Source organism: Mucilaginibacter jinjuensis, assembly GCF_028596025.1.
GTDB lineage: Bacteria > Bacteroidota > Bacteroidia > Sphingobacteriales > Sphingobacteriaceae > Mucilaginibacter > Mucilaginibacter jinjuensis.
The window spans coordinates 5205113-5224406 of record NZ_CP117167.1 but is presented as its reverse complement, the minus strand read 5'-3'; the positions used below and the strand labels follow the sequence as shown (position 1 = coordinate 5224406).

22 protein-coding genes are annotated in these 19294 nt (G+C 41.5%); 15 read left to right on the top strand and 7 right to left on the bottom strand.

Annotation, left to right across the window (positions count from 1 at the left end; all coding sequences use genetic code 11):
* Positions 1 to 28 precede the first annotated feature (28 nt).
* The 9 genes from PQO05_RS22515 to PQO05_RS22475 all read left to right on the top strand — a co-directional run bounded on the left by PQO05_RS22515 (position 29) and on the right by PQO05_RS22475 (position 6305).
* Complete coding sequence (locus PQO05_RS22515) at positions 29 to 361, top strand: hypothetical protein (RefSeq protein ID WP_273629704.1); 333 nt, start codon at positions 29 to 31, stop codon at positions 359 to 361.
* A gap of 17 nt (positions 362 to 378) precedes the next feature.
* On the top strand, positions 379 to 714 hold the full coding sequence (locus PQO05_RS22510; RefSeq protein WP_273629703.1) for a hypothetical protein: 336 nt from the start codon (positions 379 to 381) through the stop codon (positions 712 to 714).
* Between the two features lie 83 nt (positions 715 to 797).
* A complete protein-coding gene (locus PQO05_RS22505) occupies positions 798 to 1106 on the top strand; it encodes a hypothetical protein (protein WP_273629702.1) in 309 nt (102 codons plus the stop codon).
* Between the two features lie 160 nt (positions 1107 to 1266).
* Positions 1267 to 2145 (top strand): cell division protein FtsX, encoded by an 879-nt coding sequence (locus PQO05_RS22500; RefSeq protein WP_273629701.1) that lies wholly within the window; start codon positions 1267 to 1269, stop codon positions 2143 to 2145.
* Positions 2146 to 2151: 6 nt separating this feature from the next.
* Complete coding sequence (locus PQO05_RS22495; RefSeq protein WP_273629700.1) at positions 2152 to 2421, top strand: DUF3098 domain-containing protein; 270 nt, start codon at positions 2152 to 2154, stop codon at positions 2419 to 2421.
* A gap of 3 nt (positions 2422 to 2424) precedes the next feature.
* Entirely contained in the window at positions 2425 to 3216 is a 792-nt protein-coding gene (locus PQO05_RS22490; RefSeq protein WP_273629699.1) for an undecaprenyl-diphosphate phosphatase, read from the top strand.
* A 255-nt stretch (positions 3217 to 3471) separates the two neighbouring features.
* Positions 3472 to 4194, top strand: coding sequence for a tRNA pseudouridine(55) synthase TruB (gene truB, locus PQO05_RS22485; protein WP_273629698.1), 723 nt, complete (start codon positions 3472 to 3474; stop codon positions 4192 to 4194).
* A 17-nt stretch (positions 4195 to 4211) separates the two neighbouring features.
* Positions 4212 to 5138 carry a bifunctional riboflavin kinase/FAD synthetase gene (locus tag PQO05_RS22480; protein WP_273629697.1) on the top strand — a complete coding sequence of 309 codons (927 nt, stop codon included), beginning with the start codon at positions 4212 to 4214 and terminating at the stop codon, positions 5136 to 5138.
* Positions 5139 to 5249: 111 nt separating this feature from the next.
* Positions 5250 to 6305, top strand: a complete 1056-nt coding sequence (locus PQO05_RS22475) for a DUF2157 domain-containing protein (RefSeq protein ID WP_273629696.1) — start codon at positions 5250 to 5252, stop codon at positions 6303 to 6305.
* On the opposite strand, the gene PQO05_RS22470 is transcribed toward PQO05_RS22475, so the two are convergent.
* Entirely contained in the window at positions 6302 to 6931 is a 630-nt protein-coding gene (locus PQO05_RS22470; RefSeq protein ID WP_273629695.1) for a LysE family transporter, read from the bottom strand. The two genes, PQO05_RS22475 and PQO05_RS22470, sit on opposite strands and share 4 nt — an antisense overlap.
* A 93-nt stretch (positions 6932 to 7024) precedes the next feature.
* On the opposite strand from PQO05_RS22470, the gene PQO05_RS22465 reads away from it, so the two are divergent.
* A complete protein-coding gene (locus tag PQO05_RS22465) occupies positions 7025 to 7954 on the top strand; it encodes a cobalamin-binding protein (protein ID WP_273629694.1) in 930 nt (309 codons plus the stop codon).
* Between the two features lie 271 nt (positions 7955 to 8225).
* Here PQO05_RS22465 and PQO05_RS22460 read toward each other — a convergent pair whose 3' ends face one another.
* From PQO05_RS22460 to PQO05_RS22445, 4 genes are all read right to left on the bottom strand, one after another.
* Complete coding sequence (locus PQO05_RS22460) at positions 8226 to 10310, bottom strand: TonB-dependent receptor (RefSeq protein ID WP_273629693.1); 2085 nt, start codon at positions 10308 to 10310, stop codon at positions 8226 to 8228.
* An 84-nt stretch (positions 10311 to 10394) separates the two neighbouring features.
* Positions 10395 to 11057 (bottom strand): hypothetical protein, encoded by a 663-nt coding sequence (locus tag PQO05_RS22455; protein WP_273629692.1) that lies wholly within the window; start codon positions 11055 to 11057, stop codon positions 10395 to 10397.
* Positions 11058 to 11167: 110 nt separating this feature from the next.
* On the bottom strand, positions 11168 to 12490 hold the full coding sequence (locus PQO05_RS22450; protein WP_273629691.1) for a PQQ-dependent sugar dehydrogenase: 1323 nt from the start codon (positions 12488 to 12490) through the stop codon (positions 11168 to 11170).
* 79 nt (positions 12491 to 12569) lie between these two features.
* Positions 12570 to 13091, bottom strand: a complete 522-nt coding sequence (locus PQO05_RS22445) for an NADPH-dependent FMN reductase (protein ID WP_273629690.1) — start codon at positions 13089 to 13091, stop codon at positions 12570 to 12572.
* Between the two features lie 159 nt (positions 13092 to 13250).
* Here PQO05_RS22445 and PQO05_RS22440 point away from each other — a divergent pair, with 159 nt between their 5' ends.
* From PQO05_RS22440 to lepB, 5 genes are read left to right on the top strand one after another with little or no spacing between them, the layout of a single operon-like run.
* Positions 13251 to 14054, top strand: a complete 804-nt coding sequence (locus PQO05_RS22440; RefSeq protein WP_273629689.1) for a ParA family protein — start codon at positions 13251 to 13253, stop codon at positions 14052 to 14054.
* A 6-nt stretch (positions 14055 to 14060) separates the two neighbouring features.
* Positions 14061 to 14999 carry a ParB/RepB/Spo0J family partition protein gene (locus PQO05_RS22435; RefSeq protein ID WP_273629688.1) on the top strand — a complete coding sequence of 313 codons (939 nt, stop codon included), beginning with the start codon at positions 14061 to 14063 and terminating at the stop codon, positions 14997 to 14999.
* 2 nt (positions 15000 to 15001) lie between these two features.
* Positions 15002 to 15655, top strand: a complete 654-nt coding sequence (locus tag PQO05_RS22430) for a DUF5683 domain-containing protein (protein WP_273629687.1) — start codon at positions 15002 to 15004, stop codon at positions 15653 to 15655.
* A gap of 18 nt (positions 15656 to 15673) precedes the next feature.
* A complete protein-coding gene (gene dapB / locus PQO05_RS22425; protein WP_273629686.1) occupies positions 15674 to 16429 on the top strand; it encodes a 4-hydroxy-tetrahydrodipicolinate reductase in 756 nt (251 codons plus the stop codon).
* Between the two features lie 29 nt (positions 16430 to 16458).
* Entirely contained in the window at positions 16459 to 17568 is a 1110-nt protein-coding gene (gene lepB, locus PQO05_RS22420) for a signal peptidase I (protein WP_273629685.1), read from the top strand.
* Positions 17569 to 17765: 197 nt separating this feature from the next.
* On the opposite strand, the gene PQO05_RS22415 is transcribed toward lepB, so the two are convergent.
* Positions 17766 to 18386 (bottom strand): class I SAM-dependent methyltransferase, encoded by a 621-nt coding sequence (locus PQO05_RS22415; RefSeq protein WP_273629684.1) that lies wholly within the window; start codon positions 18384 to 18386, stop codon positions 17766 to 17768.
* Between the two features lie 3 nt (positions 18387 to 18389).
* Positions 18390 to 19277 (bottom strand): UbiA prenyltransferase family protein, encoded by an 888-nt coding sequence (locus PQO05_RS22410; protein ID WP_273629683.1) that lies wholly within the window; start codon positions 19275 to 19277, stop codon positions 18390 to 18392.
* Between the last annotated feature and the right edge of the window lie 17 nt (positions 19278 to 19294).

The following is a 19294-nucleotide window of genomic DNA, read 5'->3' as shown; positions in this document are numbered from 1 at the left end:
CTATACATTAAACACAATTTAAAACCTTATGAAAAAGTTATTATTCCTCCTGCTATTTGTAGCACCTATGTACTGCTTCGCCCAAGCAGATTCATTAAAGTATAAGCCCAAAGAAGAGTTTTGTGAGGTAGAGGCCGAACATTATTACTTCGGGTACGAATTAAAAATAAATAATAAGGATGAAAAGTCTGGTAAGCTAACCTGGCTTAAAGATGCCAACAACAAAACCAGGCAGTTTAACTCGATGGCGGGCGTGCTTAATTATATGGCACAATACGGCTGGGTAATGGTATCATCATTTGCCGAAGTAGACCGAGGCAGCACAGGCCAGATTCATTTAATTTTTAAACGTCCACTTTAAAATTCAATCTAAAACCCATGAAAAAGTTATTTTTACTGCTGCTATTTGTCGCGCCAGCATATTGTTTTGCCCAAACAGATTCATTAAAGTATAAGCCCAAAGAAGAATTTTGTGAGGCTGAAACCGAAGGATTTTCCTATGGATATAGATTAAAAATAAGTAAGACAGATCAAAACTTTGATAAAGTTCCCTATATTAAAAATACCAATAATAAGCCGAGGGAATTTAATTCTATGATAGGTATAATGAACTATATGGCTCAGGATGGTTGGGTGTTGGTAACATCATATCCGGAAGCTTTAAATAACGGACTCACACAAAGGCTACATCTCATTTATAAGCGTCCACTTTAAATTGCTATAAACTTGTTACAATAAGCCTGTTTAACTTTTTGCGGTAAGGTTAGTCATACAGCAAATCACAGTTTAATACCCCTATGAAAAAGGTGCTTAATTTATTGCTGCTTGCTTCGCCGTTTTATGCTTTTGCGCAAACAGATTTTACGGCGAACCGGTATAAAGAGAAAACCTGCCTGGTTTATGTGTATCCGCATGGCGCAAAATATGAAGTGGCTATAGATGATGGTGGCAGGAACAAAGAAACCATTCAGTTTGATTCCGTTGACGCTATATTTAACTATATGGCGCAGAACGGATGGGTGTTAAGCACTTCGGCATCAAATATTATGCAGCGCGGAACCTCATCTAATTTTGTATTAATTTACAAGCAGCTTCTGGCTAATTAATGTTTATCGTCTCAACAAAGCATTTTTAACGCAAAACAAATGCGTTAATTTTTGTTAAATCGTGTTAAAACGGTTTACATAATCAACTGCAAAAGCAATAAATAGGGATAAAATTTTACCTTTATACCCGGAATTGTAATTTTGCAAATCAAGCACATTTATGGAAGAATTTGAAGCAAGCTCGTCGGCCAAGAAAACAAAAGCCATTTACATATCTACTGTATTTGGTATAGCCATGGTATTATTAATGGTTGGCCTGTTGGGTTTGATACTTGTTCATGCCAATAACCTTTCGCGTTATGTGAAAGAGAACATCGTAGTAAACGTATATGTTGATGAAACTACCCGCGAAACCGATGTATTGCAATTGCAAAAACAACTGGACAGCCACCCATTTGTAAAACAAACCCAATACGTAAGTAAAGAGCTTGCTGCACGCAAAATGCAGAAAGACCTGGGTGAAGATTTTATCAAATTCCTGGGTGTTAACCCGCTATCAGAATCAATAGACGTTTACCTGAAGGCCGAACACGCCAACAATGCAGATATCGCAGCTTTTAAAGCCGAGTTATTGAAAAACCCACTGGTAAAAGAAGTAAACTACCAGGCGCCATTGGTTGACAAAATGAACCAGAACCTGGCCTCGATAACTTTAATTATTTTGGTTTTTGCCGGCATATTTGTGGTGGTATCGGTAGCGCTGATTAATAATACAATCCGTTTAGCTATCTATTCGCAACGCTTTTTAATTAAATCGATGCAGTTGGTAGGGGCAACCAAATCATTTATCCGTAAGCCGTTTTTGCTTTATGGGATATGGCATGGTTTGCTGGGTGCGCTGATTGCCATTATTATACTGGTGGGTACGCTGTTTTTGGCAATCAAACAAATCCCTGACCTGGTGATCCTGCAAAACTATACCGAGTTTGGTATTGTGTTTTTGGGTGTAGTTGGCCTTGGAGTATTGATCTCAGGGTTGAGCACTTTCCTTGCAGTAAACCGTTTCCTTCGTTTAAAAATATACGACTTATACAGATAAGATATTATGGCACAAAAGTATACACCGTCTGCACGTACAGCAGGCACATCATCAACCAAAACCACTGAAAATATTCAGCCGGTACAATTCATCTTCGAAAAAAGCAACTACATTTTACTGGCTGTAAGCGCAGTTGTAGTAGCCTTAGGTTTCGTATTAATGAGCGGCACTACCGACATTTACAGCTCAACCAAAATTGTACTTGCACCGCTTGTTGTGTTAGCTGGTTTTGGCTTAGGTTTTTATGCTATCCTTAAAAAGCCTGCTGCTAAATAAACAATGAATTTAATCCACGTTATTATTCTGGCAATTATTGAAGGATTGACAGAATTTCTACCAATCTCCTCAACAGGCCACATGATTATTGCCGAATCTATCATGGGCGATAAAGGTGATTTTGTTAAGCTATTTACCGTAGCCATCCAACTGGGCGCAATATTATCGGTAGTGGTTTTATACTACAAACGATTTTTAAAATCGTTAGATTTCTATGTAAAACTATTGGTGGCTTTTATCCCGGCAGCAATTTTCGGCTTACTATTCGCCAAAAAAATTGACGCTTTATTAGATAGTGCTTTAACCGTTGGCATAACCCTGTTTGTAGGTGGTATCATTTTATTGTTTGTTGACAAATGGTTCAATAAAGCAACGGTGACCGAAGAAAGCCAGATTGATAAACCAACTGCTTTAAAAATCGGGTTCTTCCAGTGTTTGGCTATGATTCCGGGGGTGTCACGTTCGGCTGCAAGTATCGTAGGCGGTATGTCGCAAAAGCTAAGCCGTACCGCAGCTGCCGAATTTTCATTCTTCCTGGCCGTACCAACCATGTTTGCAGCAACAGCTAAAAAGCTTTGGGATTTCCACAAAGAAGGCCACATTTTCAGCGGTGAAGAAATTAAGTTATTAGCAGTAGGTAACGTAATTGCCTTTATTGTTGCTATGCTGGCTATTAAAACTTTCATCACTTTTCTGGAGAAAAGAGGTTTCAAATTATTCGGTTTCTACCGCATTATTGTAGGCGGTATTATTATAGCAGTATACCTATCGGGGCATACATTGGAAGTGATTTAATTTAAGAGAATCAGGAATCGAGAGTCAAGAATCGAGATTGAAGATATTACGTAGAGGCACAAAATTTTGTGCCTCTTTTTTATGCTTTAAATTCCGTAGAGGCACAATACCTTGTGTCTCCCTACAGATCGGAAATGCCTTTTTGAATTGCAAACGAGACACAAGGTATTGTGTCTCTACGATGAATGATGATGTCTTGCCTCCTGATTCTCGATTCTTGCCTCTAATAACTACCTTTGCATTTTATATAAAATATTGGAGAATAATTTCAACATAACCCTCGACGAGTTTGCCCAGGGACAATTGCTTCTCATTAACAAACCCTACAGCTGGACCAGTTTTGATGTAGTTGGCAAAATCCGCAACTCATTTAAACCGCTTAAACTGAAGGTTGGTCACGCAGGTACGCTTGATCCGTTGGCGACTGGTTTGCTTATTGTTTGCACCGGCAAAATGACCAAACAGATAGATACCTTCCAGGCTGAGGAAAAAGAATATACAGGTACACTGGTGCTGGGAGCAACTACACCATCGTACGATATGGAGACTGAGGTTGACGAGACTTTCGACATCAGCCATATTACAGAAGAAGACATCTATAGTGCCACCAAACAATTCACCGGCGAAATACAGCAGTATCCTCCGGCTCACTCAGCTATTAAAGTAGATGGTGAACGCCTTTACGAAAAAGCGCGGAGGGGTGAAGAAGTGGAATTAAAATCGCGTACGGTAACTATCAGTGAATTTGAGATCACAGCTATTAACTTGCCAGAGGTTGAATTCAGGGTGGTTTGCAGTAAGGGAACCTATATCCGTTCGCTGGTTTATGATTTTGGCAGGGCTTTGAATAATGGCGCTTACATGTCGAAATTACGCCGTACCCGCAGCGGCAATTTTAAGATTGAAGATGCGTTTGAGGTGATGGAATTGGTTAACAATATTCGCAGCCTTAAAGTACAGCCCGAAGCTGCTAAATAATATCTTTGCTACTATCTATGAAAGTATATCATCACATTGATGAATTTGAGCCGGTAAAAAATGCAGTAGTAACCATCGGTACATTTGATGGGGTACACCTGGGGCACCGCAAAATAATCAACCGAATAAAAGAGTTGGCCGCAGAGGTTGGAGGGGAAACGGTTATCCTTACCTTCTTCCCGCATCCGCGTATGATTCTCCATCCCGAAGATCAAAACCTGAAGCTGATCACCACCATTGCAGAGAAAGCAAATCTTTTGGAAGAGTTGGGTGTAGGTCATCTGATCATCACGCCATTCTCCCGCGATTTTTCTAACCAAACCGCCGAAGAATATATCCGCGAAGTGTTGGTGAAACAAATTGGCACCAAAGAAATTGTGATCGGTTACGATCATCGCTTCGGTAAAGACCGCCAGGGCGGATTGGCCGATTTGCAACGTTTGGCCCCCGATTATGGTTATGAAGTGGTAGAAATCTCTGAACAGGATATTAACGACGTGGCCGTAAGCTCAACCCGTATCCGTGAAGCTTTGCTGAACGATAAGATAGAACTAGCTAATACCTTTTTGGGTTATCCATTCTATATCACAGGTAAAGTAATTAAAGGCGATCAGTTGGGCAGGCAATTGGGTTACCCAACAGCTAATCTGTTAATCGAAGAAAAATACAAACTCATCCCGAGTGATGGTATTTTTGCTGTAAAAGTGCATATCAACGGCATTGTTTATAAAGGTATGGCGTATATAGGCCAGCGCCCTACCATTAACGGCATGACGCGCAATATCGAAGTGAACATCTTCGACTTCAACGAGGATATCTACAACCAAACCATCCGCATGGACTTTTTATACTTTGTTCGCGGTGATATTAAGTTTGCTTCGCTCGATGAACTGGTAGTGCAGTTAGGCAAGGATAAGGTTGATGTGTTGGAGTTATTGAGTTAATAGTTATTAGGTCACTAAAACGAAACCTTAGGCATTATGTTAATATAATATGAAGAATGTTATATTTGATAAGCACCAATAACTCAATAACCTAATAACCACTCACCACACATGCCCAAACTAAACCTCGATAAACAGGAAAGTGAATTTCTGAACCGGGCTATTGATGTTTGGGAAAAAGATCATCTGATTGATGGTTCAACTGCCGAAAAACTCCGCCATTCTTACGAGGTAAAAGGTTTTGATTGGATGCGGCTGGCCAAGTATTCGTTTTGGATAGCACTGGTTTGTGGTGGGGCATCGTTCTGCTACCTCATTGTTAATGATGCCGTAATTAACCTGCTCAAAAATCTTTATTATACGCCCGATATTATCATCAGTATTTTATCTGGTGTTATAGCTGCTTTTTTCTTTATCTGGGGCCGCAGGCTCGAGAAACGCAACCCTGAACGTATATTCAGTAACGAGGCCGTAGTTTTTACCGGTATTTTATTTACGGCCTGTTGTATTGCCTATCTGGGCAAAACATTCGATAACGGCTCGGGGCACTATTCGCTTTTATTTCTGGTATCCATTTTTGTATACGGCTTTCTGGGTTGGCGGATGGATTCGAGGTTGATCTGGCTGTTTGCCCTGGTTTCAATGGGGAGCTGGTTCGGCACAGAAACCGGTTATCAAACCCGATGGAGCGATTATTTCCTGGGGATGAATTATCCGCTACGTTTCGTTGTATTTGGTGGCTTGCTGGTTTTGGCCTGCCATCTTTTAAAGAAACAAAAATGGTTTTACCGGTTTAACGAACTTACCTATGTGGCCGGTTTATTATACCTGTTTTTATCACTTTGGTTGCTGAGCATCTTCGGCAATTATGGCAATATAGACAGCTGGTGGCATGTAAAACAGATCAGTTTATTTTACTGGGGGATAATTTCTGCTGTTGTTGCCGGAGGGTTTTTATTGTACGGACTGAAAGTAAAAGACGTAATAGCCCGCGAGTTTGGCATTACCTTTCTGCTCATATTTATCTACACCAAATACTTCGAGTACTTTTGGGAGCACACCAATAAAACACTGTTCTTCGCCATACTGGCGGGCTCGTTCTGGCTCATTGGTCGTAAGGCAGAGAAGATCTGGAACCTGAAAAGTAAAGAAGCATCTATCGACTAAAATTTGTGCTTAAAGCCCAGCAGGTAAACCTGTTTTACAATATGGTAACCTGCAAAAGCAAAAAATAGAACTGCGATACTCACATTGATAAGCTTGGTACTTAAGGCGAATTTTTCCTGAATATACTTGGCAAAATGGGCGTATATAAACAAGCACGAAAATGCGCCGCATGCCGAACCCAAGCTAAAAATAAATAAACCCAATCTGCCGTCTACAATCCATTCGTGGGTAATAACATAAGTTCCGGCTATTAACCAGAAAGGGATCTGCATAGGATTTAAGAACCCTAACAATATGCCGTATTTAATACTTTCTTTATCAGAGTAAGTGGTTTTGGCCGGTTGGTTTCGGTGGATCCACGTAATAGTACCCATGGTGCCGAACAAAACGATCATCACAAAATCTATAATCGTATCCAGATGAATTTGCTGATGCAGCCAGTCGGCCGCGTGCATAATAAAGTAAGTGAAGAAAAATTCAACGCACGAAAATGCGGTTATAAACTGCAATGCCTGCTTAATACCACGGTTAATGGTAAGCTGTACCAGCGTAAGGTTAATGTTGCCCGGAGGTATGTAACCGATAAAGTTTGCTATCAGTCCGATAAAGAAGGTTAGAAAAATCATTCGGTCAAAGTTATAACACGTTTTTGAACTTTATGTAAACAATATTTTATATCAATTGATTTTGCACTTTCTTTGCAAACTTGTTTTTATATCATGGCTAATCAAAGAATTATATCCCTACTACCTGCCGCAACAGAAATTGTTTGCGCACTTGACCTGCAGCAAAACCTGGTTGGGCGCTCGCACGAGTGCGATTTTCCGGAAGGTGTGGCAGAACTACCCGTTTGTTCTGATGCCAATATGGATCATAATTTAACCAGCCTGGAAATTGATAAACGTGTAAAAGAAATTTTAAGCGATGCCTTATCTGTTTACACCGTTAACCGCGAAAAGATAAAAGGACTGCAGCCCGATGTGGTAATCACACAAGCCCAGTGCGAAGTTTGTGCAGTATCATTAACCGAAGTGGAGCAGGCCTTAGAAAATTATCTCGATAAACCGGCACAGATCATTTCCCTCGAGCCGCAAAAACTAAACGATATTTTTACTGATATAGAAAACGTAGCTGCTGCCTTAGGTGTTGCCGAACGAGGTACCCTTGTGGTTGAAGAATTGCAGGAGCGTTTAGACATTATCAAACACAAGCTCAAATTTATTGAGAATAAGCCTACGGTGGCCTGCATTGAGTGGCTGGAGCCTATGATGGTTTCGGGCAATTGGATACCTGAATTGGTAGATATTGCAGGAGGAGCCGCTATATTGGCCGAGGTTGGCAAACATTCGCCTTATGTAGAGTGGATGGATATCAGATTAGCCGATCCTGATATAATTGTACTGATGCCGTGCGGATTTCCGATCGAGCGCACGATGAAGGAAATCAACATCCTGTTAGAGCAACCCGGCTTTGCCGAATTGAAAGCTGTAAAAAATAACCGCATTTACATGGCCGATGGCAACCAATACTTTAACCGTCCCGGTCCACGCATTGTTGATTCTATCGAAATCCTGGCCGAGATCATCAACCCTAAACAATTTATTTTTGGGTATGAGGGGAGTGGGTGGATTAAGTTTGATATGCAGTAGATTTAGTTGCGAGTTTTAAGTAGTGAGTTGCGAGTGAACTCCCAAACATTTTTTCTAATACAATATTCGTCACCTATATAATTTGATTGGTTTAGAAAGGTGGGCGGTGGCCTGACAGAAAAGCGGGCCATGCGTTGGCATGAGCGGGGAAGCTTTTTTCTGTCTTGATCTTTTGGTTACTTTTGGATCAAGCCAAAAGTAACAGCCAACTCGCGGCGATTGAGCGAGACTAACGTTCATTTAATAGCAGAAGCCATTCATCAATGAACCCCTACATCACCAAATTCACCCCTGCATAATAATTCCTCAAAGGCGCTGCATTATAATAACGATTCCCTACAGCATTTAAATCATTACCCAAACTATATTTTTGATTGAGGATATTATCTGCCCCTGCATAAATTTCCAGTTTGGTTTTGGCAGATACCAACCAGGTCCATGAAGCTTTAGCTTGCATTAGGTTGTAGTGACCAGCGTAAACGGTATTGCCATCATTAAGCGGCAGGCGCGAAGTATAGTTATGCTGGATAAAGAGGTTGAATCGCTCAGGGAGCAATACCTGCAGACTGGTAACACTTACTTGCGCAGGTACACCTGTCAGTTTATTACCGCTATAATCGGCACCGGCGGTATGGTAATCGCTGAAGGTAAATTTGCTTAAAGTAAGCGCTTCATTTAGTTGTAAGCCCCTTATAAAACTGCTTGTATTTTGTTTGATGATCCATGCCGAACCCAGTAATTCCAGTCCTGGTTGCTTGGTGCCACCGGCGTTGATGTAGTATTCGGTTTCGTCGGGGTGAAGTTCGCGTATAATGGCATTGTGCAGGTGATAGTAAAACACCGAAGCATCTAACGAAAACCGGTCATAACTATCGCGAATGCGGAAACCGGTTTCATAATTAATACCATCCTGAGCATTTAGAGAAGTGTTGATTACATTATCAGTCGGCCTAACCTCGGCAGTAGTCGGTGTAGAATACCCGCGACTCACTGATGCCCGCCAGATAAAATTATTAGTGATCTGGTAAGATAGTGCCAGCCTCGGCATCCACTCCGGCGTAAAATCGCGATCGGTGAAACCGGTTTGATGCAGTGGGTAGTTGTTTTTAAAGCTATAACTGTAATAATTGAGGCTTAGCGCGCCTTCAATGTGTAACCGTTTAAAGAGGTCGGCTGTATATCGTGCAAAAAAGAAATGCTGATTGGTGTTAATACGATCTAAGGTTTGGGCGGTGTCCTTTACACCTTTGTTATTGCCATAGTTATTAATATCGCTATTGGTTTGCTGCCATTCGAGACCGAGGTTAATCTTCCAGTCGTAATTGGGTTTGGATGTGCCGCTGAGTTCAAAATAACTGCGCAGGCCAAAAGTGTTTTCGTTACGCTGCTCGTAGTTGGTAATAAAGGGATTTGCAAAATCAACATGGTTACCGTAGATCGAAGTCACGTTGCGTAAGTGATCTGTAATGCGTGCATCATTTACTAAGCCACCTAACAACATTTTTGTAGTAATACCAATATTGGCCCCGATTGCACTGGGTAAAGTAGCCGTTGCAGGCCGTGAAGCCTGCGGATTGGCGTTAAACTGCGCCAGCGTTAACCCACCTGGTGTTTGATAATTTAGATCACTGTAAAAAGCTACCGCCCTAAGTTCGTTATGCGGTGAGTATTTCCATTGATCAGTAGCCTGAATATAATGGCGATCCATGTAGCTGTGATCGCGGTAACCATCATAAGTTTGATAAGCTTGGCTCAGGGTAAAACGATTTACATTATTGCTCTCATCAACAGCCACGTGTTCGTGAAATAAACCGTACGAACCTGCATTTAAGCCTACCTCAACATGATTACTATCGGCATAACGGTTAATAGGATTAATAATAACCACCCCGCCAGAGTTAGCGCCGAATAAACTACCGTCGGGACCTTTCAGCACTTCAATATTTTTAACAATGTTGAAATCGAGGGCGTTGAGATAAGTATTGCCGCCTGCATCGGTTAATGGGATTTCATCAAAATAAACCTTTACGTCCCGCACCCCAAAAGGCGAGCGCAGCAAACTACCGCGAATTGATAAACGGTAACTTCCCGGCGTACGCTCTTCCATCCTTACACCGGGCACGGTGTTCATAGTGCTTACCAATGAATTATCAGCCTGTAGTTTTAATTGCTCTGGAGTAATTACCGCAACAGAAGCAGGTACGCTTATTACATTTTGTTGAGATAAATAACCACGCACCACAACAGGTTGCAGTAAATGCGTACTATCACGTTTGGGCTTTTGTGGTTTGTTCTGCGCGTTAACACTTAAGGCACAAATAGTGAACAGGGACAGGGCTAAGTAAAATTTATTCATAGGTATGAACAAAAATAGCCCTTTATTTTAAGAGTGGGGTGGGTATTTTATGTCAACACGATTGTTTTACAGAAGGTATTTTATTTAGCATTCAGAATGTACAGAAAAAACGGCTATAGGCAATTCATTAATAATCTCAGTATGTTCATTATGTAAGAGGCTTTGCTGTTCCTGATATTTGAATTTTACAGGCAAAATATGGCCTGATATCATATAATGTGATGAGAAGAATATAGAGACTGTAACCCATATTGCCATGTAGGTTACAAATAATAGGTTATCAACCCAGGTTGGTTTTCTTACTTCAAACAGATCTTTGCCTTCACCCTTTGTTGGCAAAATGAATTCTTTATGTTGTATAATTATACTTAAATACCTAAGTAACTGAAAAAGCAACAAGGCCATAATGGTATTAAAAAATATCAACGGTGGCTTGCCATCGAATTCGTGTAGTTGAGGTTTGCTTTCAAAGGCGAAGAAGAGTATTATATGAAATACCGCAAACCCAATCCAGATTAAGTATGATTTAAAGTTTCTTAAAGATTTGTGAAAAAAGAAATATAAAAACAATGATGGAGATGAAATGTAAATTATGATCAATTCCTGCTTGTCGTCAGTATAATTACCTAAAAATGAAGATAATGTAATAATCAATGTCGCTATTCCATAGAGTGCAATAGCGATAATTTCATAAGGTTTAAGGTTCTCATAATAGATGAACGGTTTTTTCTTCGCAGCTTTCCTCATTAATGTGATGCGGTCAATTTATCAAAAGTATTGATTTTGACTGGCATATCTAAAAGCTACAAATGTGAAATAAGCAATCACCCAAAAAGAGGCAGGCGACTGCTTATATTTTATTTCCCCACACTCACCTTCCAAATCTTATTCCCCGAATCATCAGCCACTAAAATAGATCCATCTTTCATTACCGCAATACCAACCGGGCGACCGTAAACTTCTTTTTTAGCTTCATTGGCAATAAAGCCGGTTAAAAAATCTTCGGGCTTGCCGGGTTTGTTGTTGGTAAACGGCACAAAGGCAACTTTATAACCTACCAGTTTAGAGCTGTTCCACGAACCATGCATGCCTATGAAAGCGCCATTTATATAATGCTGCGGGAATGCTTTGCCATCATAAAACTTCAATCCTAATGAGGCCGTGTGTGATCCTAATGATACATCGGGTACAATGGCTTGCTTAATTAAATCAGGGCGTTCACCTTTGTGGCGCGGGTCTTCGTGCTGGCCCCAGTATGCGTATGGCCAACCGTAAAAGCCGCCTTGTTTAACGCTGGTGAGATAGTCAGGCACTAATTCACCACCCAGTTCATCGCGTTCGTTTACAGATGCATATAGTACACCTGTGCCCGGTTGAAAATCTATCCCGGCAGGGTTGCGCAGGCCGGATGCATAAACTTGTTCACCTGTACCATCCAAATTAACCACCAAAACATTGGCGCGTCGTTTTTCAACAGCCGGGCCCTGCTCGCCCACATTGGTACCCGAGCCTACCGAAATGTAGATCTTAGAACTATCTTTATTAGTGCGGATGTTGCGCGTCCAGTGGTTGTTGTAGCCGCCTGCCGGTAACGAAACAATCATCGTTCCCGGGTCAGTTATTTTAGTTTGGCCAACATTATAAGGGAAGCGTAACAATCCATCGGTATTGGCAACATAAAAGTAGTGACCGATAATCAGCATGCCGAATGGTTGGTGCAAGTGGCTTAACAAAACAGTCCGGCTATCAGGAATGCCATCACCATTGGTGTCCCTAAACAGGGTAATGCGGTTGGCGCTTTTACCCATATTTTGTGATTTATCTTTACCCGAAATTATATTTTCGGCTTTATCCTTTAGCGTTTTAGGTTCGGTATTGGCCTCCGCAACAAAAATATCTCCATTCTTCGCTACATAAATATTACGGGGGTTATCCAGTTTATCGGCAAATAAGCTTGCCTTAAATCCCGCCGGGGCTGTAGGCGTTTTACCTTTTGGCCAGCCAATAACTTTACAAAATGTATAAGCCGATTTAGTTTCGTACGGCGCAGCCAGCTTTACGTCTTGTCCGCTTGTATTGGCAACCGTATCAGCCTTGGTCGGGTCGGGTTTCTTTTGAGAGCAAGCTGCGAGCAGACTTAGGGCTATGATACCGCTTAATGATATGGCTATGTTTTTCATGGTTATTCATTCTACTTTAAGTAAAGTAAATTAACCCTGATAGGGTGTTTATGTTTGGTAGGCTATAGAACTTGCCTATTTAAAAAGCAATAAACTTATCTATTTGCTCATTGGTAAATTTTAGCGTATCGGCCTGGTGCAGGTTGCCATCTTCATTAATTTCCTGGCGGATGGCCGGGATGTGGATACGTAAAGGATAAACGTGCAGGTGCATATAATTGCACACGCCCACAAAATGATCAACCCCACGAATGTTGCCGTATTTGCCGGATGATATGCCAACTAATGCTGCTTTTTTCTCGTAAAAACTCTCCGGAAAAGCGCAGGCATCCATAAAAACTTTCAGCACGCCGGGGAAACTTCCGTTGTACTCGGGGATGACGAATAAAAATTTATCAGTTTGGGTAATTAATTGTTGTATAGGTTCAAAGGCGGTGCTGCGCTTGCCGTATAAATCGCTTACAATAATATCGTCGGGCAAATCCATTAATGATAAAATACCGGCCTCAACCCCTTTCTGAGCCAATAGGCGCTGATAATAGTTCGCCAGTTTAAGCGTTGAACTTCCGGGCCGGTTGGTTGATGCAACAATAGTTATCATTTGTGGATTTTGTTTGTAAGTTAACGGAACGGGATTGCCTGCCTAATTGTTTAAATTTGTATCTTTAACCCCGGTTAAAACAGTGCGAAATTATAAATTATTTAATTCTATTCTGTTGATAGCCCGGATGCTTTTAATTATAAACTTTGAGTATTAATAATGAGTAAAATAATTGCGTTAGCCAATCAAAAGGGTGGTGTAGGTAAAACCACTTCATCTATTAACCTTGCAGCAAGTTTGGCTGTGTTGGAATATAGAACCTTACTTGTAGATGCCGATCCGCAGGCCAACTCAACATCCGGTATTGGTTTTGATCCGCGTACTATCAAAAATAGTATATATGAGTGCATCATCAATGATATTGATCCGCATGATGCCATACAAAAAACAGATACCCCTAACCTCGACTTATTACCAGCCCATATTGACCTGGTAGGTGCCGAAATTGAGATGATCAATCTTGATGGCCGCGAGTACAAAATGAAAGAGGTACTGGGTAAAGTTGCCGATGAATATGATTTTATTATCATCGACTGCTCTCCTTCACTGGGTTTAATTACCATTAATGCTTTAACTGCTGCCAACTCGGTAATCATCCCGGTACAGTGCGAGTATTTTGCATTAGAGGGATTAGGTAAGTTATTGAACACAATTAAAATTGTACAAAACCGCTTAAACACCCAGCTTGATATTGAAGGTATTTTGTTGACCATGTACGATGTTCGTCTGCGCCTTTCTAACCAGGTGGTTGAAGAGGTTCGCACACACTTCGAGAACCTGGTTTTCGATACCATCATCCAGCGTAACACCCGTTTAAGCGAAGCCCCAAGCTTTGGTGTATCTGTAATTATGCACGATGCAACCTGTAAAGGCGCTATTAACTATTTAAACCTGGCACGCGAAATCATTAAAAAGAATGGTATTGCCGAAAGAACAAGCTCGGTAACTTCAGAAACTGTATAACAAAACATGAGCGCAGATAAAAAAAGAGCATTAGGAAGAGGATTAAGCGCCCTGCTGGATGATACATCTGATAATTCGACCGCCACAGCTGCCGTAGCCGGCAGGCCGCAACAGCCGCATAATGTAGTTTCTGACAGCGACCTGGCTGGTGCCGGTTCGGTGAACGAGATCAACATTAATGAGATTGAAGTAAATCCGTTTCAGCCACGTACCGAATTTGAGCCCGAAGCTTTACAAGAGCTTTCGGATTCAATTAAATTACAGGGACTGATACAGCCTATAACAGTACGCCGTGTTAGCGCACACCACTATCAGCTCATTTCGGGCGAACGCCGTTTACGTGCCTCTAAACTGGCAGGCTTAAAACATATCCCGGCTTACGTACGCTCGGCCAACGATCAGCAAATGCTGGAGATGGCACTGATCGAAAATATCCAGCGCGAAAACCTGAATGCCATTGAGGTGGCCCTAAGCTTTCAGCGCATGCTCGATGAGTGTAACTTGAAACAAGAAGAGCTTGGCGAGCGTGTAAGCAAAAATCGCTCTACCGTAACCAATTACCTGCGTTTATTAAGGTTACCGCCTGCAATACAGGCTGCCATCCGTGATGGGCAGGTAACAATGGGCCACGCTAAAGCATTGATAACAATAAATGACCCTACAAGGCAGTTATATATCAACCAGCAAATTATTGAGCAGGGTTTATCTGTACGTAAGGTAGAGGAGATGGTTCGTGCAATGCAAAAAGCGCCTGAGAAAAAGGAGAGCAGACCGGCAGCCGCAGAAGGATTATCATTCCAGATGAAAAAGATACAGGACGATCTGGCCTCGAAATTTAGTACCCGCGTACAGCTTAAAGTTGACCAGAAAGGTAAAGGAGCAATTGAGATCCCTTTCCTATCGGCCGACGACTTGCATCGTATACTCGAAATGCTGGATTGGTAAATATGCGCAATTGGTTTATTTCTTTGGCTTTTGCCGCCTGCAGCCTTAATGCAATGGCCCAGAAGCCCGATTTAGGTACTACAAGAAATGCGAAGGATAGCCTAAACCGTGTTCGCGATTCTATTTCTTCAAAGCCATTTGTGCCGAAAGCTTCTAATGATAAAATATATCATCCCGATAGCTTGCACAGCCCGCATAAGGCTTTTATCCGTTCGGCTATTATACCGGGCTGGGGGCAGGTATATAACCACCGCTATTGGAAAGTGCCTATAATTTATGGTGGTTTCACTTTACTGGGCATTGCCCTGGTTTGGAACCAGCAACAATATCATATCCTGATCAAAGAAGCTAAATACCGCCAAAATGGGGCTTCTACGCCCAGTGGTGGACAATACCAATATGTGCCGGGCGGGTATCAGCAATTTTTTGATGCCGCAGCGGCAGATCAGCGTAACTTCCAGTTATGTATATTTGGTACAGTGCTTTTGTGGGGTGTAAATTGTATCGATGCCTATATCGATGCTAAATTTATCCATTCGTACTCGGTAGATAATAACCTTACTTTTAAAGTAGCCCCTACATTGGTAAACCCTCCTGTTTACGCTTTAAATAATAATGGATATATTCCCGGCGTAAAACTTACTTTAGCGTTTTAATAAAGAACCTCATTAAAAATGAAAATCGCATTATCTGGTTATGGCAAAATGGGCAAGATCATCGAGAAAATTGCCCTCGACCGTAAACATGAAGTGGTACTGATCATAGACCACAATAACCTGGACGACATGACTGCCGAAAAACTGAAAGAAGTAGAGGCAGAAGTGGTGATCGAGTTTAGTACACCGCACTCGGTATTAGATAATATCCAGGTTTGTTTTGAGGCTGGTGTGCCCGTTGTTGTAGGCACTACAGGTTGGTACGAACATATTGATGAGTTGAAAGAGATTTGCGAAGACACCGACAATGCCATGCTTTATGCATCTAACTTTAGCGTTGGGGTAAATATATTTTTCCATGTAAATAAGGTGCTGGCCAAACTGATGAATAACTATCCGTACTATGAGGTGCAGGTAGAAGAAATTCATCACACCCAGAAACTGGATTCGCCAAGCGGAACGGCCATCACTATTGCCGAAGGTATTATTGATAACCTGGAAACCAAAAGCGAATGGAAAAACGTGTTAACCGATGGCCATGATGTAGCAGGTGAGGTGGTAAAGAATAATCAACTGCTGATCGAATCTTTACGTGTTGAAAACGTACCCGGCACGCATACCGTAATGTATGATTCTGAAGTAGATAGCATTGAGTTTAAGCACACCGCACACAACCGTAATGGTTTTGCTTTAGGAGCAGTATTGGCGGCAGAATGGCTGCAAAATAAAAATGGTTTTTATTCGGCACAAGATATGTTCCGTTTTGATATATAAATAATTAACTTGTTGGCCAATATTTGAACATGAACTGGAAATTCTGGAATAAAAAAGATAAAACAGCGCCTAAGAAAAAAAAGAGTGCAGCCCGTGAGTGGACTGATGCTATTATTTTTGCTGTAATTGCTGCTACGTTAATCCGCACGCTTTTTATCGAAGCTTATACAATCCCCACACCATCAATGGAAAGTTCGCTTTTGGTGGGCGACTTTTTGTTTGTAAGTAAGGTTAACTACGGTGCCCGCACACCGATGACGCCCATTGCGTTCCCGTTTGCGCACCACACTATGCCGGTTATCGGTACCAAAGCTTATTGGGATGGTATTAAATTGCCTTACTACCGTTTGCCGGGTTTAAGTGAGGTTAAAAAGGGTGATGTAGTGGTATTTAACTACCCGATGGAAGCCGATTCGCCATTTTTACGTCCGGTTGATAAACGCGAAAACTATATTAAACGTTGCCAGGGTACTCCCGGCGATACTTTGAGTTTGGTTGATGCACAAGTTTATGTAAACGGCAAAGCGGCCATTACACCTGTAAACGGCGAAACTTCGTACATGGTACAAACTGATGGTAATGAGCTTAACCCGCAAATTATTGAGGATCTGCACCTGTCGGATATTCAGCAAATGACCAATACCGATTATATGATGAATATGACCACGCAGTCGGCCGCAACCTTGCGTACTTATTCAAATATTAAAGCGGTTAAGGCCAATAACTCATTGAAGGGTGTTTATGACCCGGAGGTTTATCCGCACGATCCACATTATAAATGGAATGTAGATAACTACGGCCCGATCATTATCCCTAAAAAGGGCTGGACTGTAAAATTGGATAGCCTTACGCTGCCAATTTACAAACGTGCAATTACGGTTTACGAAAACAATAAACTGGAGCTGAAAGGTAACGACATCTTCATCAACGGACAAAAAACAACTGAGTATACCTTCAAAATGAACTACTACTGGATGATGGGGGATAACCGCCACAATTCACTGGATTCTCGTTTCTGGGGTTTTGTTCCCGAAGACCACATTGTAGGTAAAGCCCTGTTTGTTTGGATGAGTTGGGATGATAATGCCTCATTTGCCCACAAGATCCGCTGGAGCAGGTTGTTTAGAGGGATACATTAAGAGAATCAGGAATCGAGATACAAGAATCAAGACATTGAAATATCGAGAGGCACAAAGTTTTGTGCCTCTTTTTTTGCGTCTTTTTTAGCTATTTTAAAAGTTTGTCATTGCGAGGTACGAAGCAATCTCGTCGCATGCATTGTTCGATCTGTATAGCTACGAGATTGCTTCGTACCTCGCAATGACAGAATAGAAAATCAGGTTTTCTGCCAAACTTGTGAAGTAATAAAGCTACCGTAGAAAGTTTGTCGACTTATCTCCCGGTAGCTTTTCTGTTTAAATAGAATAGGTATCTCGGGCATGGTTGTAGTTTCTACCGCGCCAAATACTTTAAAGAAGGTATACATGGTTTGCAGCAGTAATTTATGCCACCACTTACCCGCCACCTGGAAATCGGTATTTAACCATAAGCCACCCGGCTTTAATTGCTGATGAATGTGGGTGAAGATATTCAGTAGGTTTTCCGAGGTGAAATTATCGAACAAGAAGGGAGTGATAATAACATCAACCTGTTGTGCAAGTTTTACCTCTTCAACAGGTTTATTAATAAAAGTTACCAGATTATTGCCGTAGTTTCTTTTCTGAGATAAAGCCGTCATCTGTGCCGAAATCTCCACGTAGGTAATCAATAAGCCATGAGGATGTATTTTGGCAATTTCTTCGAGTATCCAGCCGGTACCGCCGCCAACTATCAATATGTTAGAACCAGCAGGGATATGCTTTAATAAAGCTACCTGAGATTTAATAATGCTTCGCCCGAAAACCAGTTTCGAAACCGGGTCATAAAACCACGCCGTATGGTCGTAGTTCGAGGCCATGTGTTAGAGGTATTTGGGGATAAGATCGAAAGCAAGGAGCACTATATATTGTAATATCAGCACACCATCCATATAAAAGAAATAGTAGTACTCGTTCTTCTCCCATTTAGATTTAAAGATGAGCCAGCCTGTTAAAAATACGGTAAGCGATAATCCCCAGAAATCATTACTGAAACCATTATTCCTGAAAATAAACAGCAACACAATATATCCGGCCAACAATACCTGGCAAAACAGGTAGGCATTCTTTTCGCCCCAGGCTACGGGGATGGTTTTAAGATTGGTTACACGATCATCAAACAGGTCACGAATGTCAAATGGTATAGTTAGTGCACCGATAAACAAAAATCGTTTTGCAATGAGGATAGTGGTATCGCGCATCGAAATGCTGGTCATGTGTAAGTCGAGCGATTCCAGAACTGGGAGCAGTACACAGCTTAATGTCCACACCAGGGTAATTAGGAAGGGTTTTAAGCCGGGGATATGCCTTAGTCCGTACTTTTTATCGCCGATGGTAAACAATGGCATACCATAGCCGAATGACAAGATGGCCATAAAGACGAGCAGGATTTTGGATTCGAACGATACAAAGAAGAATAACGGTATCAGCATCAGCAACGATATAATAGTAAATGTTACCATTAACCTGTAATGCCCGTAAAACCAGCGCACACGAAAATACTTTGATTTTTGAGGATACTTAGGTTTTGAAATAAGGATGCTGAAATTATACAAACCCAATGTAGATGCAAACAGCAATACCAGCACCGGATAAACAGGCTTGGAGCTTATTAAATGAAAAGTAACCAGGGCCTGCGCCACGGCACACAGCGACATGAAAATGTTGCTGAACAACAAGAAATCAAAAATAGACTTTAAAAATCGCTTCATTTAATGAAGTAAGGTTG